This is a genomic window from Blastopirellula sediminis, assembly GCF_020966755.1.
GTDB classification, from domain to species: Bacteria; Planctomycetota; Planctomycetia; order Pirellulales; family Pirellulaceae; genus Blastopirellula; species Blastopirellula sediminis.
Window position 1 is genome coordinate 538,354 of sequence record NZ_JAJKFT010000010.1, and the last position, 16,038, is coordinate 554,391.

At 60.6% G+C, this 16,038-nt stretch carries 6 protein-coding genes; all 6 read left to right on the forward strand.

Annotation, left to right across the window (positions count from 1 at the left end; genetic code table 11):
- Positions 1 to 221 precede the first annotated feature (221 nt).
- The 6 genes from LOC68_RS13815 (at position 222) to LOC68_RS13840 (ending at position 16,005) form a co-directional block, all read left to right on the forward strand.
- On the forward strand, positions 222 to 1,055 hold the full coding sequence (locus LOC68_RS13815; protein ID WP_230219582.1) for a SecDF P1 head subdomain-containing protein: 834 nt from the start codon (positions 222 to 224) through the stop codon (positions 1,053 to 1,055).
- A 1,295-nt stretch (positions 1,056 to 2,350) separates the two neighbouring features.
- Positions 2,351 to 4,594 carry a tetratricopeptide repeat protein gene (locus LOC68_RS13820; RefSeq protein WP_230219584.1) on the forward strand — a complete coding sequence of 748 codons (2,244 nt, stop codon included), beginning with the start codon at positions 2,351 to 2,353 and terminating at the stop codon, positions 4,592 to 4,594.
- Positions 4,595 to 4,731: 137 nt separating this feature from the next.
- A complete protein-coding gene (locus LOC68_RS13825; RefSeq protein ID WP_230219586.1) occupies positions 4,732 to 7,002 on the forward strand; it encodes a hypothetical protein in 2,271 nt (756 codons plus the stop codon).
- Positions 7,003 to 7,100: 98 nt separating this feature from the next.
- Positions 7,101 to 9,092: an SHD1 domain-containing protein gene (locus LOC68_RS13830; RefSeq protein ID WP_230219588.1), complete on the forward strand. Its 1,992-nt coding sequence runs from the start codon at positions 7,101 to 7,103 to the stop codon at positions 9,090 to 9,092.
- Positions 9,093 to 9,287: 195 nt separating this feature from the next.
- Entirely contained in the window at positions 9,288 to 11,237 is a 1,950-nt protein-coding gene (locus LOC68_RS13835; protein WP_230219590.1) for an SHD1 domain-containing protein, read from the forward strand.
- A 214-nt stretch (positions 11,238 to 11,451) separates the two neighbouring features.
- Complete coding sequence (locus LOC68_RS13840; RefSeq protein WP_230219592.1) at positions 11,452 to 16,005, forward strand: DUF885 family protein; 4,554 nt, start codon at positions 11,452 to 11,454, stop codon at positions 16,003 to 16,005.
- Positions 16,006 to 16,038: the final 33 nt, after the last annotated feature.

The window sequence follows — 16,038 nt, forward strand, 5'->3', positions numbered from 1 at the left end:
CTAGCCCGAGGCGCAAGCCAAGGGAATGCGATCGGCCTCGCCGGAAAAGAATCCCAATAGATCTAAGCCGAGAACGAACAACATACTCTCATCGTAGACCCGTCCGCATTCCCTCGGCTTACGCCTCGGGCTACGATTGGGACCTTCTTTTCCTATCAGCATTGACTCCATCGGCCGTATGATAAAAGACAACCTATTCTCTCTCTGATCGGAGGACTCGGATGCGCCTCTCCATTCTCTCAGCGCTGCTGATCCTGGTCGCGTTACTATCGGCCGGCTGCGGTAAGCCTGCTCCGCCGACCTTGGCCACGAGCGGCGGAACGGTTTTGACCTACAAGATCGTGCAGGAGCTTCCCGACGTTTCCGCGGCGGAATTGCAAAACCGGATCGCCGCGCGGATCAAAGGAGATTGCTTCTTCGATCATGCAACGGTCCAAGTCGCCAATGGAGTCGTGCGAATCGAACTTCCCGGCGGCGACCTGCAAAAAGTCGACCGCATCAAAGAGATGCTCCGGATTCCGGGGCAACTCAGCTTGAACGTCGTCGCGCATCCCGGCGATGATCAGCAGCTGTTCGAAGCCGCCGCAGAGAGCGACGAACGGTTGGTGACGGCGCCCGATGGGCGTCGCGGAATCTGGACGCGCTGCGCCGCCGACCTGACGTTCGATCCCGAATGGGTTCGCGAAATCGACGGAGAGCGATCTTGCTTGCTCTTATTGCAAAAAGGAAATATTGAAGGCCCGCACTTTGCGGACTTCACGCTTTCGCTCGATCCCAACGGTCAGCATGCGCTCAACTTCTCGATGACCGACGAAGGGGCGCGGCGACTGCAATACCTGACCAAATCCTACCAAGGACGCCAGTTGGCGATTGTCTTCGATCACCAGGTAATCTCCGCGCCGGTGATCCGTTCGACGATCAGCAAGTACGGGATGGTGACCGGCAACTTTTCGAAAGAAGAGGTGACGAAACTCCTCCGCACCGGCAAACTCGCCATCTTCGGCGAGCTCCCGCCGTTGGAACTGACCAGCGAAGAAAAGCTCGATCCCCAATAGCGAACCTCCCCGCCAACATTCCCCCAACTAGCCCGCAGCGCAAGCAAGGGAATGCGGCCGGAAGAGATAGAACACGGAAGCCACGGCGGAAGAGCACGGACAAACGCGGCAAGAGAATGAACGAATCGTAGCCCGAGGCGCAAGCCGAGGGAACGCGATCGCAAGCGAAGATCGATTGTCGAAATACGATCACCTCTCTTGTGGCCCAACGGGCCAATCCGATCTAGCCCAGGGCGCAGCCCTGGGTTTGCGCAACAATTCGTCGATTGACGTTGGATTCGCGATTCACGATCGCCCCGTTGGGACTCGTTATTTGCTTTGCATCGTCGTTCGCACTTTGCGAGCACATTCCCTCGGCTCGCGCCTCGGGCTACGATTGGCGCGCGTCGATACGATGCCTCCAACATTTGTCTGTTGACAAAGCGCACGGATTCGTGGTCGATTCCGGGGTGGCGAAGAGAAACCGCGCGTCGCGGGCGGAAGAAACGAAGTAGCGGATGCGTCCAATCCGGTGAGCGAAAAAAAACGCGCTGCGGTCCAGTCCACTCCGTTTGCAAAAAAAAATCGTGACGGGCGGTCCATCGTATCGTCATCGACGGATGGGTTGGGATGCGTTGGACTGAGTGATCCTGGCGCGTTGCGTTTGGCCAGAGAGAAATAAAGTGGCGCTGGAGTCCACTCCGCTCGGAAACAAAAAAATTCGCGCAAGCGGTCCACATGATAGGTGGACAGGGGAAGATGCGGCGTAAGTTGATGTTCTAGACGAACCGATCAGAGTCTCCGGTTGCGCCGAAGAAAAAAACGTTGCGATCCAGTCCACTGTCCGTTTGGGCGCTAACTATCGTCCGGTCCGTTCGTCATTCAGAAATTCGTACTTGTTTCGACATTCGCTCCTTCGTCATTCGTCATTTACTTCCGGCCGCATTCCCTTGCTGGCGCGGCGGGCTAGTGGGAGAGGGAGAGACGCCCAAAATGCCCTCAAAACAGGATCATCCCTGGATGCGTCATGCCGGTAAGTATGCCCCGATTGGCGGGTTCTGGAGAGGAATTTGTCTCTAGCGGGGCGTTTGCTTGTGTTGGCCTTCTGGCGCAACTACGATATACGCTGGAAGTTGCCGCTATTTTTCAGGGTGCAATGGATCGCCGGAGCCGGCCTTTGGGCCCCTCTTTTCTCAGGATGAGTTTCGCCTGCGGTCCCTTCCAACAGCCAGGCCTCGTCCAACTTGGCCTGACCTTTCGCTTATCTGCATGTCACATCCACTGCTCCGCTTTGAATCTGTAGGGAGATTCCTTTGATGACGAGGAACGTTATCTCGGCGTCGGCCGTCGCCGCACTGCTGTGGTTCGGAACCCCATGCATGCTCTCGGCTCAAGAGCCGATCGTCGTCGAGCTCTACGGCCAAGGGGTTCACCAATACAATCGCGGCGAAATGTCGGAGGCGTTCAACACCCTCTCGACCGCCATCGAACAAGGATCCAAAGATCCCCGCGCTTACTACTATCGCGGGCTCGCTCTTTGGAACATGGGTCGCCCGGAACAAGCCGAACTCGACTTCGCCGAAGGCGCCAAGCTGGAACTGAGCGCCGACCGCTCGTACAACGTCGGCAAGTCGCTTGAACGCGTTCAAGGCGCCGCTCGTCTGAAGCTGGAAGATTATCGCCAGAAGATTCGCGTCGAGCAGTTCATGGCTCGCCAGGCGTGGGAACGCCAACGCTATGAAATGCGAAAAGCGGCCGAAGAAGAAGTGCTCCGCGGCAGCGCCGCCGCCAAGGCGAGCGCCAATCTGCCGGTCGAACCGAAAGCGTCCGATCCGACCGATCCGTTCGGCGGCGCGGAAACGATCGAACCAGGCGCCCCGGCCCCGGCGACTCCCATCGAACCCGAAATGACCGCTCCGCCGGCCGACAATCCGTTTGGTACGCCGGCCACTCCGGCGAGTGAAGATCCGTTCGGTACTCCGTCGACTCCTTCGGCCGATCCGTTCGCCGCTCCGACCAAACCGGCGATGGAATCGGCCCCGGCCGCTCCGGCCACCAACGATCCGTTCGCCGCTGGATCGAACCCGCCGCAAACGACCGAACCGGCCGCGATCGAAGCGGCGCCGGTGAATGACACCGATCCGTTTGGCGCTCCGGGCAAACCGGCGATGACCGAACCGGCCGCTGATCCGTTCGCCGCTCCGGTGGGCAATGCTCCGGCCGCCGGCGAAGACGCGCTTGGCGCTCCGCTGCCGCTGAAGACCGACCCGTTCGCCGCTCCGACTGAACCGGCGATGGAATCGGCTCCGGCCGCTCCGGCCACGAACGATCCGTTCGCCGCCGGATCGAACCCGCCGCAAACAACCGAACCGGCCGCGATTGAACCGGCCCCGGTCAACAGCACCGATCCGTTCGGCGCCCCCGCTGCTCCGGTCAAACCGGCGATGCCGGCCGAACCGGCCGCTGACCCGTTTGGCGCTGATCCCGCGGCCGCTTCGGCTCCTGGCGCTCCGGCGATGACCGAACCACCGGCCGATCCGTTCGCCGCTCCGGTGACCGACGCTCCGGCCGCTGGGGAAGACGCGCTGGGCGCTCCGCTGCCGCTGAAGACCGACCCGTTCGCCGCTCCGACTGAACCCGCGATGGAATCGGCTCCAGCCGCTCCGGCCACGAACGATCCGTTCGCCGCCGGCTCGAACCCGCCGCAAACGACCGAACCGGCCGCGATTGAACCGGCCCCGGTCAACAGCACCGATCCGTTCGGCGCCCCCGCCGCTCCGGTCAAACCGGCGATGCCCGCCGAACCGGCCGCTGACCCGTTTGGCGCTGATCCGGCCGCCGCTTCGGCTCCGACCGCGCCTGGCGCTCCGGCGACTCCGGCTGCCCCGGCCACTCCGGCGGCGGATGACCCGTTTGCCGCTCCGGCTGCTCCGACCAAACCGGCGATGGATCCGGCTGCTGCCGACCCGTTCGCTGACCCAGCCGCCGCCTCGGCGCCGGCCAGCCAAGATCCGTTTGGCGCTCCGGTCGCTCCGGCGATGCAGCCGACGCCCGGACCGGAACCGGCCGTCCCGCCGAAGACCCCTCCGGCCAGCATTGACCCGTTCGCCGATCCGTCGGCCGCTTCGGCTCCGGCTGCTCCGACCGCCCCGGCGGCGCCTGGCGCTCCCGCGGCGCCAACGACTCCGGCCGCTCCGGCCACTGGTGCGATGCCGGCTCCTGCGACAAGCGACGACCCGTTTGCGACTCCGGCTTCGCTGGTTCCGACGCCGAGCCCGGTTCCGGCGCTCGTCGCCCCTCCGGCTCAACCGGCGATCAACAATCCGTTTGGCACCGGCGCTCCGCTTGAAGACAACTTCGGACCGGCCGTCACCCCGGAGACCACCAACATGGTTCAGCCGGAAGACGAAGTGGCCGACAACAACAACGCCGGCCTCAACCGACCGACGAAGCCCGCGCCGAAGACAGCGCCGGGAACGACTCCGGCCGCCCCCGCGGCCCCGCCCGTTCCGGTCGTGCCGGCTCCGGCTGACCCGTTCGCCGATCCTTTCGCCGAGTAGGCCCCGCCAAGATTTTGCGGGACTCAAGCGAAAAAATCGACTAAAATGCAGGACGTCGGGAACAACCCCCGGCGTCCTTTTTTTTCGCTCCCACCCCATCTCCCGCCTGTCCCAAATCTTCGCAGAGAGCCCAAGTCATGCTGCGCGCCGCTACGCTTTCGCTCGCCTTCACGCTCTTCGCCTCGCTCGCTTGGAGCGCCCCCGCGATTCAGAACGTCACGCCGCGCGGCTTGCAGATCGGCGGCGTCACCCGGATCACGATCACCGGAACCGACCTGGCGCCCGAGCCGAAGCTAATCTTGCCTGCTGGCGGCACAGCGACGCTGGTCGGCGAAGCGAAACCGAACCGCCTGGAGTTTGACGTCACGCTGCCGGCCGATGCGGCCCCGGGGATCCATACGCTGCGGATCGCGAGCGACGGAGGGATCTCAAGCGCTGTGAAGGTCGGCGTCGACGACTTGCCTCAGGTTGCGCTGGCCGACCAGATCGAACAACTGCCAATCGCGATGACCGGCAACCTCGCCGGCGCTCAACTGTTGACGACGATGCTGACCGGCAAGCAAGGCCAGCGTCTGGTTGTGGACGTCGAAGCGCAGCGACTCGGCGGCAAGCTGCGGCCTGTGATTCGCTTGCTTGACGATCGCGGCTCGCAGGTCGCCTTCTCGCCGCAGCACGAATCGATCGGCGACGACGCGCGACTCGACTTCGTCCTGCCGCACGACGGACAATACGTCATCCAACTGCAAGACGCCCTCTACAAAGGCGCGAATCCTGGCTACTTCCGGATGAAGATCGGCGACCTGCAATACGCCGACCTTGCGTATCCGCTCGGAGTCGCCCGCGAGTCGAGCGTCGAAGTCGAACCGGTCCTCAGCAGCTTGGGAGAGGCCAAACTAACCAGCGGCGCGATGACTAGCTTCGCTCCGATCACAGCGGCGAAGATCGCAGCGCCTCACTTCACTGGCGACGCGCCTCGACTGCTGGTTAGCCAATCGGCCGAGTTCCTCGAACAACGTCAGAAACCAGGCGAGCGCATCGAAACTCCGCCCGCGCCGGTGTCGATCAACGGCCGCTTCAGCGGCGAGAAAGAACGGGACGAGTACGTCGTGCCGGTTGAGCCGGGCAAGAAGTACCGTGTGGAAGTCTTGGCCCAACGACTCGGTGCGCCGACCGACGGCGTGTTGGAAGTCCACAAGTCGCAAGGGGGCGGACTTGGCTCCAGCGACGATCAGGCCGCCACCGCCGATCCCGGACTGACCGTCGACGCTCCGGCCGACGCCGACAAGCTGCTGATCGTCCTCCGCGATCTTCAGGGACGCTACGGGCCAGAGTTCGTCTACCGCATCGAAGTGACGCCCCTTTCGGTCGGCGACTTTACCCTGACCGCCGACACCAACCTTTGGAACGTTCCCGCCGGCGGCGTCTTGACGATCCCAGTCAACGTGCAGCGTCGCGGCTACGGCGGCCCAATCGAACTGTCGTGGGACGGGGAAGCCAGCGGTTTCACGCTTACCGGCGCCACGATTCCGGCCGGCGCGACGTCGACGCTCCTGTCGGTCGCCTCCGCGGCGCCGGGACAGTTCGCCGTCACGCGGCTGATCGGCAAAGCGAAGATCGGCAGCACGGAAGTCGTGAAGAACGTCGTCGTTCAGCCGAGCGAAGCCGGCTACGTCACCGCCGAGCAAGTCGAAATCGGCCTCGGTACCCTCAGCAAGCCAAAAGTCGGCGTCGCCCTGGCGAGCGCCTACTCCAGCGACAAGCTGACGCTCGGCGATGTGATCACCGCACCTGTTCAGATCGTGCGGGGCGAAGGGGTCAAAGGCCCGGTTCGCCTGAAGCTGCTCACCACGCAAATCGCGCCGCAGAAGGAAGTCACCGATCCTAACGACAAGAACAAGAAGATCAAGGTCGACGACGTCGAACGGATGCTTCGCCTGGCGGCGGACGTGATCATCCCGGCCGAGCAATCGGACGCGCAAGTGACGATCGCTGTGCCGCAAGACTTGGCCGATCGGAGTTGGGATCTGGCGATTGCGGCGGAGCTTCTCTCCGAAGATCAGAAGAACGTCCTCGCCACCGCGACCACCACTGCGCAGCGATTCACGCTCACCTCGCCGATCTTCCTGCAGCTTGCCGGCGAGACGACCTATCGCGTCAGCGGCAAGCTGGTTCGCTCCGAAGGCTTCAAAGGAGCGGCGAAGATCACGCTTGAAGGCCTGCCGGTCGGAGCCACCGCCGCCGAAGTGGAAGTCCCCGCCGACAAGAGCGACTACGTGATCGAAATCAAGCTCCCCGCCGGCATGACCGCCGACGCGCTGGCCGACGTCAAACTGATCGCCAAAGCGGCCAAGGGAGGCGCAGAGGTCGCCAGCAATCAGGTTGTTCTTCCGCTGCGTAGCAGCCCCTAAAGGATACGTTGATTCCCCCCAGCATCTAGGATAATCTGAATCGACTCCATCCCTTTTATGCTTTCGCTTCGATTCTCCAGCTTGGGGCATTCATGTTCATGCACCGCCGTCCGATGACAAGCGTCAAGCGATCGCTTTTCGCGTTCTTGCTCCTCGTCGTCGGCCTCCTGCTAACAAGCAGCGTCAGCTTCTCGCAGGAAGCGCGCACTTGGACTGACAGTACCGGCAAGTTCACGATCGTCGGTAAGCTCGCATCGCATGACGACAAGTCGATCCGCATCGAAAAGAGCGACGGCCAAGTGATCTCCGTTCCGCTCGACAAGTTGAGCACAGCGGATCAGACCTTCATCGCGAAGCTGGCCGAGTCCAATCCGTTCCAACCGGAGGACGAAAATCCGTTCAAGCAGGAAGAAGAAAGCCCGTTCCGCCCCGAAATGCCGGCGACGCAAAAAGCCGCCGACGCAGATTCGGCGAAGGCCCCCTTCACAGCGTCCGCCGATGGCCAGCCGCGAGAGATCCAACTCGACTACGACGCAATTCGGAGCGTGTCGATGACGCCGACCAAGCTTATTTTTGGCGTCGACGTCACTCCAGCGGCAATTCCGAGTTTCACGGCCGATTCGATCCCCATTCGTTCTACCCTCTGCAAATGGGATGAAATGGTAGCGATGGCGGTCAATGGAAGCGGCCGCGTCGCTCTCAACTTTGAATGCAAAATGAGATCTCTCCGTTTCGCAAAGAAGGAGGGACTTGTCGAGGGAAATGTTGACGACATCATCAATCGTTTCGTGATTGCCGATGCGATCACCGGCAAAGTCGTCGGCAAAGGGATGTACGTCGGCGACAAATCGTTTCGGATGTTGGCGCTACATGACGACGGCGTGCGCTTCGCCGTTCGCCGCAACGGATTTGGTTCAGGAAATTCCGGCGTTCTGGAACTCTGGGCGCTGGACGGCGCGGACTCCATCGTGCGAGGCTTTCAGGTCACCCCATTCGTCAAGAAGTCGAGGCTCGACGAGACCGATATCGAATGGGCGGAATTTGTCGGGGACCTGTTGCTTGTCGGAGCGTCGGAACGAGTCGTCGCGTTTCGAGTCGCCGACATGCAGCCGCAGTATGAATTCACGCTGAAAGGGAATCTGCAGATTCTCCCCGACAAAAAGCATCTCGTCTTTTGGCGCGAGGACCAACTCGCCGTTCTCGAAATCGCCAGCGGCAAGGTCGTCTGCACGACGCCACTTAATTCGCTTTACTACCCGAGGCTGCAAGTCGATCCGACCGGAGAACGCCTGATGGGCGTTTCCCACTCAGAGCGAGAACTTTCGATCATCAGTCTCCGCGACGGCAAGCTCCTGTCGAAATTCGAGATCCCAGAGTCGACGCCGATCGAAGATGGCTTACTGCTGAATGATCGCTACTTGCTGTCGCCGAAAGGAGACTTGATCGACGTCCGGAGCTTCCGCAAGGTTTGGACTATCGCCGGCGCTCAGGCGATTCGTCTGTGCGGCGATCGGGCGATTTTTTACCGAAGTGAGCGTGACGAAGGTCCCGGAGCGGTCTTCTGTCGGCAATTGCCCGGCGAGGCGCTGTCGCAACGCCTTGATCAGTTGACGCCGCAATCGGACTTTTTGTGCTTGGAACCTGGGGCGAAAGTCCGCATCGACGTCACTGGAATTCCTGATCGGGACCAGAGAGAGCCGCTTCTCCAGTCTCTTTCTCGCAAGCTGGAAGCGAGCAGTTTTGTCGTCGACCCAATCGGTCCCGTCACCTTGCGAGCGTTGGTGGTCGATAAGGGGCCGGAAACGGTCAATTATCGTTCCGGTTTCGAGGAGGATGACGTCGTCATCCACAAGTATGAGTCGAGGCTGGAATTCGTCGCCGAAGGAAAGGTCGTCTGGTACCGTTTCAGCGACAACATCCCGCGGACCCTGAAATTTGACGTAGAAGAAGGAATCAAGGCCGCCGCAGCCGAAGCAAGTCGCCCAAGCTACGAAATCTATCGTACCGTCTCTCTCCCGCAAAAAATGGCGGTCCCCAATGACGGCAAGGGATTCGGACAAACGAACGTTACCGTCACTGGGCTGGAATAACCGGTCGTGGAGCCTGACGCCGACAATTCTCGAGGACAACGCTGGAAGTCATTTCCCTTCGAATTGCGCCCTGTTGAGATTTCTGGGGTCCTCTGCGCCGTAGCCCTCCGTGGAAACGTTGATTCCCCCCTCCAATTCAGGTAATTTGGGAACTAGCAATTCTCTCCTCTCTCGATAGTCATGTCAGGGGCAAACATGCATACCCACTGCCATTCGGCCGGCTCGTTCCGGCTCCCCATCCGCACGTTTTTGCTTTCGCTGGCGGCCTTGCTGGTCGCCGGAAACGTCAGCTTCGGCCAGGAGTCTCGCACCTGGACCGACAGCACCGGCAAGTTCACGATCGTAGGAAAGATTTCGTCGAACGACGGCAAGACGCTCCGCATCGAAAAGAGCGACGGCAAGGTCGTTGCGATTCCGGTCGACAAGCTGAGCAAAGCGGACCAGGAGTTCCTCGCGAAAGCCGCCGCCGAGAATCCGTTCCAGGAAGAGGAAGCGAGTCCGTTTCAACCCGAAGCGCCGGCGATGAAAAACGATGACGCCGACGACGATCCATCCCCCGCCGCGGCCAGCGGCGAACCTCGCAACGTCAACATCCGCCTGAACAACGTTCGCAAAGTGGCGATGCAGCCGCAGAAGGATGAGTTCGGCATCGAAGTGACGCCCCCGGCGGCCGTCAAGTTTCGCACCAAGCCGACGAGCGTTCCTCCCACACTGCAGTTCTTCGATGGTCTCGATGAGATGGAGGTTAGCGCCAACGGCCGCGTCTTGCTGAGCTTCGGGTGCGACGTTCGCCATATCCGCCGTGACAATCCCAGACTGGTCGAAGGGCTTACCGACGATCAGCGTATTCAGCGCTACGTGCTGATCGACGCCGCCAGCGGCAAGACTTTGTCGGAAGGGAAGTACGCCGGCGATTCGTACAAAGTCTTCGCGCTGCATGACGACGGCGTCCGCTTCGCCGTTCGCAAAACGGTCTGGGGCCATGGCAAGTCGGGGGTTCTCGAAATCTGGGCCTTCAACGGTCCCAAGACGATCCTGCGTGGGTTCCGCTTAGAGCCGTTCGCCGAGGTCTCCTGGGATCCTGAAAAAGACGTCGATTGGGCCGAATTCGTCGGCGACCGCTTACTGGTCGGCAACGGCAAAATTGTGATGGCGCTCAACGCCACCGACTACCGACCGCAGTACCAACTGGAAATGAACGGACGGCCGACGATCACGCCGGACAAGAAGCATGCGATCTTCTTTAAGGACAAGAACCTGGCCGTGCTCGACGTCGCCACCGGCAAGATCGTTTGCGCCATGCCGTTCGACTCGAACTTCGCTCCCACGATGGGAATCGATCCGCAGGGGAAATCGCTCGTCTGTCTCTCGGGCAACGAACTGACGAAGTTCAACTTGCAGAATGGACAAGTCGAGATGCAATTCACGACCACCATGTCGGCGCAACAGGCCCGTGGGTTGATCGTGCTGAATGAGCGTTACTTTCTGACCCCCAATGGCGAATTGTTCGACATGCAAGATCAGATCAAGGTCTGGTCGTTCACCGGCGCCGCCAAGATTCGCCAGCTTGGCGATACGACCATTTTCTACAAGGGAGAAGGAAACCGAGCCGACGGCGCGATCGTCTGCCAACAGTTGCCCGGCGAAAAGCTGGCCGCTCACTTGGATCAGTTGACGAAGCAGCCTGGCTTTTTCTGCCTGGAGCCTGGCGTCAAAGTCCGGCTCGACGTCGAAGGACTTCCTGATCCGCAAAAGAAGCAAGAGATCCTCGCGTCTCTCTTCAAGAAGCTGGAAGCGAACGGCGCCATCGTCGATCCCAACGGCCAGGTGGTCTTGAAAGCGTCGGTCGAAAGCAAAGGACCGAAAGAAGTCCGCTTCTTCGGCGGCGGCAACGTCACCTTCCAAGAGTTTTTGTCAAAGCTGGAAATGACTTTCCAAGGAAAGACCGTCTGGTCGCGAAGCGGCAACAACATCCCCGGCATCTTGCAATATGACCAGGTCGAAGGGATGGCGGCCGCCGCGGCCAAACATAATCACCCCAGCTATTACCTCTTTGAACACGCGGTGATCCCCCGCAAAGTAGCCAGACCAGCGGAAGGAAACGAAGTTGGGGCGACGAAGGTTACGGTCAACGGCCTGCAATAGCCGAATCGGCCTAAAAATGACGATTCTTGCGGGAAACGGGTAACGCCGTTTCCCGCCTTTTTTGGCATCATGTTGTGTACAAAAGCACGTTCTCGTGCCAAGATTGAACTGCGGAAACTTGTTTCCTCACCCCCGCAAAATGCCCCCCAGACGGCTGGCTTTAGAATTAAGGTCAGCCCCTTTGTTCAATCGACGCAACCGTAGGAGCGCGTGGATGTCGTATTCGGGAAGACTGCGTCTGGCCGCAGTTAGTTGTCTGTTACTTTGCGCCGCTTCGACATTCGCCCAACGTCCGGCCGCTTACAAGCTTGAGATTCGCCCTCACTGGTTCGCCGGCGACGCCTACTGCTGGTACAAGAACGATCTCGCCGACGGCAAATCAGAGTACGTGCTGGTCGACGCCGAGAAAGGGGAGCGCCGCGCGGCGTTCGATCATGCTCGCCTCGCGACCGCGCTCGCTGCGGCCGGCGTTAACAACGCCGCGGCCGATCGGTTGCCGCTACAACGACTTTTCTTTTCCGACGACGCACAACAGATCTTCTTCCAGGCGGGGGACAAATCGTGGAACTGCGACCTGACGACCTACGCGCTGACCCCGGCCGACGCCGCACTGTTTAAGACTGAACAAGAAACCGAACGCCGCATGACGCGCTCTCCGAGCGAACACTCGGAATCGTCGATGACGTTGACGTTTCGTAATCGTCTCAACGAACCCGTGGAGATCCTCTGGATCGACACCTCAGGCAGCCCCGCGCCGTACGGTATCCTCGGTCCTGGCGAAGAGCGGGCGCAACAGACCTACGCGGGACACGTCTGGGAAGCGCGGACGCTCAAGGGAGAAGTCGTCTCCATCTTCAAAGCGGCGCGTGATGCGACCACCGCGACCATCCAGCGTACCGAGCGTCGCTTTCGGGGTGGTCCCTCACGCGGCGATCGTACGCCGCGCGACCGTTCTCCCGATGGTAAGTGGACGGCGTCGATTCGCGATGGCAACGTGATTCTTCGCAATGCCGAAAGCGGCGAAGAGACGGCCCTCACCTCCGACGGAGACGTCCAGGTTTCGTACGGTCAGTTGCAATGGTCGCCTGACTCGCAGACGCTGATCGCGATGAAGATCACCCCTGGCGATCGAACGGAAGTCCATCGCGTCGAGTCTTCTCCCAAGGAAGGTGGTCAGGCCCGACTGCATACCGATCGTTATCCTCTTCCCGGCGACAAGTTCGACGCGTTCAAACTGCACCTGTTTGACGTCGCCAAAAAGCAGGAGATCCCCTGCGACGCCGATGCGGTCGACTTCGGCATGCCGCGGCTCCGCTTTCATGGCGAAACGGCGACCTACGAGCAAGTCGATCGCGGGCACCAACGTTTCCGCCTGGTCGAAATCAACTTGCGGACCGGCGGCGTTCGCAATCTGGTGGACGAAAAATCGAAGACGTTCATCTGGACGATTCATACCGAAGGGAATGGCGTTCGCCCGATCACGTGGCTCGGCGATGATGAGTTCATCTACTGCTCCGAACAAGATGGCTGGCGGCATCTCTATCTGTACGACGCCAAGTCGGGCCAGCTGAAAAACCAAATCACCAAAGGAGAGTGGGTCGTTCGCGGCATCGATCGGATCGACGAAGAGTCGCGACAAATGTGGTTTCACGCCAGCGGCATGAACGCGGGACAAGATCCCTACTTCGTGCAATACTACCGCATCAATCTCGACGGAACCGGCCTGACGGCGCTGACCGACGGGAACGGCACGCACGATATTCACTACTCGCCAACCAGCAAGTATCTGATCGATCGCTACTCGCGCGTCGACATGCCGCCGAAGCACGAGCTGCGCCGTGCGAGCGACGGGTCGCTCGTCTGTGCGCTCGAAGAGGGAGACATTTCGCAGCTGCTTGCGGATGGCCTCCGACTACCGCAGGCGTTCGTCGCCAAAGGACGTGACGGCCAGACCGACATCTGGGGCAACATCTACTTGCCGCGCGACTACGATCCGATCAAGAAGTACCCGGTGATCGAAGACATCTACGCCGGACCGCATGACTTTCACACTCCCAAGAACTTTAGCACGCGGGAATACTATCGCGATTTGCATGACCTCGGTTTCATCGTCGTGAAGCTCGACGGGATGGGAACCGCCGGTCGCTCGAAAGCGTTTCATGACGTTTGCTTTCATAACCTGAAAGACGCCGGCTTCCCGGATCGCATCGCGTGGTTGAAAGCGGTCGCCGAAAAAGAGCCGGGGCTCGATCTGTCGCGCGTCGGCATCTACGGCACCTCGGCCGGCGGACAGAACGCCGCTGCGGCGGTGCTGTTCCATCCCGACTTCTACAAGGTCGCCGTCGCGTCATGCGGGTGTCATGACAACCGGATGGATAAGGCTTCGTGGAACGAACAATGGATGGGCTATCCGGTCGGTCCGCAGTACTCGGCCTGCTCGAACATCGACAACGCCGCCAAGCTGCAAGGTTCGCTGATGCTGATCGTCGGCGAGATGGATAGCAACGTTCCGCCGGAGTCGACGCTTCGTTTCGCCGATGCGCTAATCAAAGCGGACAAAGATTTCGATCTGTTGGTCATCCCAGGCCTGGGACATTCGGATGGCGGTTCCTACGGCCGCCGTCGTCGCAATCAGTTCTTTGTCGAACATCTGCTCGACGAGAAACGTCCCAACCACAACGCCCAGACGAAAGCCCCGCAGCCGGACTATGCGATCGACTGGAAGCGAATCGAAGGCGCCGCCAATCGGGTCGGCCGGCTCACCGAACGTTTCAATGCGGACCAGGGAAGCCTCCGTCGCCGCTACACGCTCCGCGAATCTCCCGCTCGTCAGCAGCGGATGCTCAGTTTCTACAGCGATTGGCTGAAAAAGCTCGACGCGTACGACGTGAAGAACCTGACGCCGGAAGAACAGGAGCCATTCGCCCACTTGCGTGGCGAAGTCGCCTCTCGCTTGGACGAAGTCGCCAACGACCAGCGTGATTCGACCGAGTTGGCGGAGCTCTTCCCCTTCGCCCCGACGATCATTCCGCTGGTCGAAGCCCGGCAAGCGTTTGAAAAAATCGATCCGCAACAAGCGGCGGCCGACGTCGTGCGCATCGCCGAGCAAACCGAAATGGCCCGTCAGCAAATCGCTCCCAAGTTGGCTTCGTACGAACCGCGACAGGTCGTCTCGGCCTATCACCGCGCGATGCGATTGCAAGCGGCGCTGTTGGAATGGTATCAATTCTACGACAGCTACGATCCGCTCTTCACCTGGTGGGTGAAACAGCCGATGGCCGACGCTGAGGCGAAACTGACCGCCTACGTCGAATTGTTGAAATCGGCTGCGCCGGAACAAAAAGAGAACGACGTGAAAATGGCGAGCCCTGCGCCGGACGATGCAGCCCTGCAAGCGATTGTCGCCGCCGCTCCGGCGGTGCAAGACGCACCGGCGATGGAGCCGCTCTTGGCGCCGCCGGTCGGACGTCTGGAAGCGGCGATTCGCGTCTATCGCCAAGACGCTTCACACTGGGGCGGGCGACGCAACAAGGAGATGAGCGACAGCGAACGTGCGGCGATGTTCGCCCAGTGGCGGGAAACGCTCGATCAATTCCAATTCGAAAGCCTCTCGCATGACGAGCAGATCGACTACGTCCTCTTCAAGAATGAACTCGACTATCAAATCCAACTCGCTGATCTAAAGAGCCGCGGCGTCGATACGCTTGGTTCGGAAAGCGCTGACGAAAGCGGCATCAAGGGAATCCCCGTTGGACGCGAGCGACTGTTGCTCGAACTGCAGCACGAGATGATTCCCTACTCGCCCGAACAATTGATGGAAATCGCTGAGCAGGAATATGCCTGGTGCCGCGCTGAGATTTTGAAGGCGTCGCGCGAGATGGGCTGCGGCGACGATTGGCAAGCGGCGGTCGAGAAGGTGAAGCGGATGCATGTCGCCCCTGGCGAGCAGCCGCAGTTGATCAAGATGCTCTCTGACGAAGCGATCGCGTTTTTGAAAGAGCAGGAGCTGATGTCGATTCCGCCGCTCGCCGAAGAGACCTGGCGGATGGAAATGATGACGCCGGAGCGGCAGCTCGTGAATCCCTTCTTCACCGGCGGCGAAGTGATCAGCGTGTCGTTTCCGACCGACACGATGACGCACAAAGACAAGCTGCAAAGCCTGCGCGGCAACAACATCCCGTTCGCCCGCGCGACTGTCCATCACGAACTGATCCCTGGCCATCACATGCAGGGCTTCATGAACGATCGCTATCGCTCCTATCGCGAAACGTTCCGCACGCCCTTCTGGCTAGAAGGCTGGGCGCTCTACTGGGAAATGCTCCTCTACGACAAGGGCTTTCCCAAGTCGCCTGAAGATCGGATCGGCTTCCTGGTCTGGCGTTCGCATCGTTGTGCGCGAATCACCTTCTCGCTCGGCTTTCACCTGGGCAAGCTGACGCCGCAGCAATGCGTCGATCTGCTGGTCGCGCGAGTTGGCTTTGAACCAGCGAACGCCGCGGCCGAAGTGCGGCGTTCGGTCGGAACCGGCTATCCGCCTCTTTACCAGGCAGGCTACATGCTCGGCGGCTTGCAGTTCCGTTCGCTCCATCGCCAGCTGGTCGATTCAGGCCAGATGACCGATCGCCAGTTCCACGACGCAATCATGCAGCAGAACTTCGCCCCGGTCTCGCTAGTCCGCGACATCCTGATGCAAAAAGAACTGACCGCCGAATATCGCCCGGCGTGGAATTACTACGAGTTCGAGAAAACGGAAACGGCGGCGAATTAACTCCGCCGCCGTCGTAGATTCTGCATTCAACTC

Coding starts and splice junctions, on each gene's coding strand:
- LOC68_RS13825 (WP_230219586.1), top strand. CDS start 4,732: ATGCTGCGCGCCGCTACGCTTTCGCTCGCCTTCACGCTCTTCGCCTCG.
- LOC68_RS13835 (WP_230219590.1), top strand. CDS start 9,288: ATGCATACCCACTGCCATTCGGCCGGCTCGTTCCGGCTCCCCATCCGC.
- LOC68_RS13840 (WP_230219592.1), top strand. CDS start 11,452: ATGTCGTATTCGGGAAGACTGCGTCTGGCCGCAGTTAGTTGTCTGTTA.
- LOC68_RS13815 (WP_230219582.1), top strand. CDS start 222: ATGCGCCTCTCCATTCTCTCAGCGCTGCTGATCCTGGTCGCGTTACTA.
- LOC68_RS13820 (WP_230219584.1), top strand. CDS start 2,351: ATGACGAGGAACGTTATCTCGGCGTCGGCCGTCGCCGCACTGCTGTGG.
- LOC68_RS13830 (WP_230219588.1), top strand. CDS start 7,101: ATGCACCGCCGTCCGATGACAAGCGTCAAGCGATCGCTTTTCGCGTTC.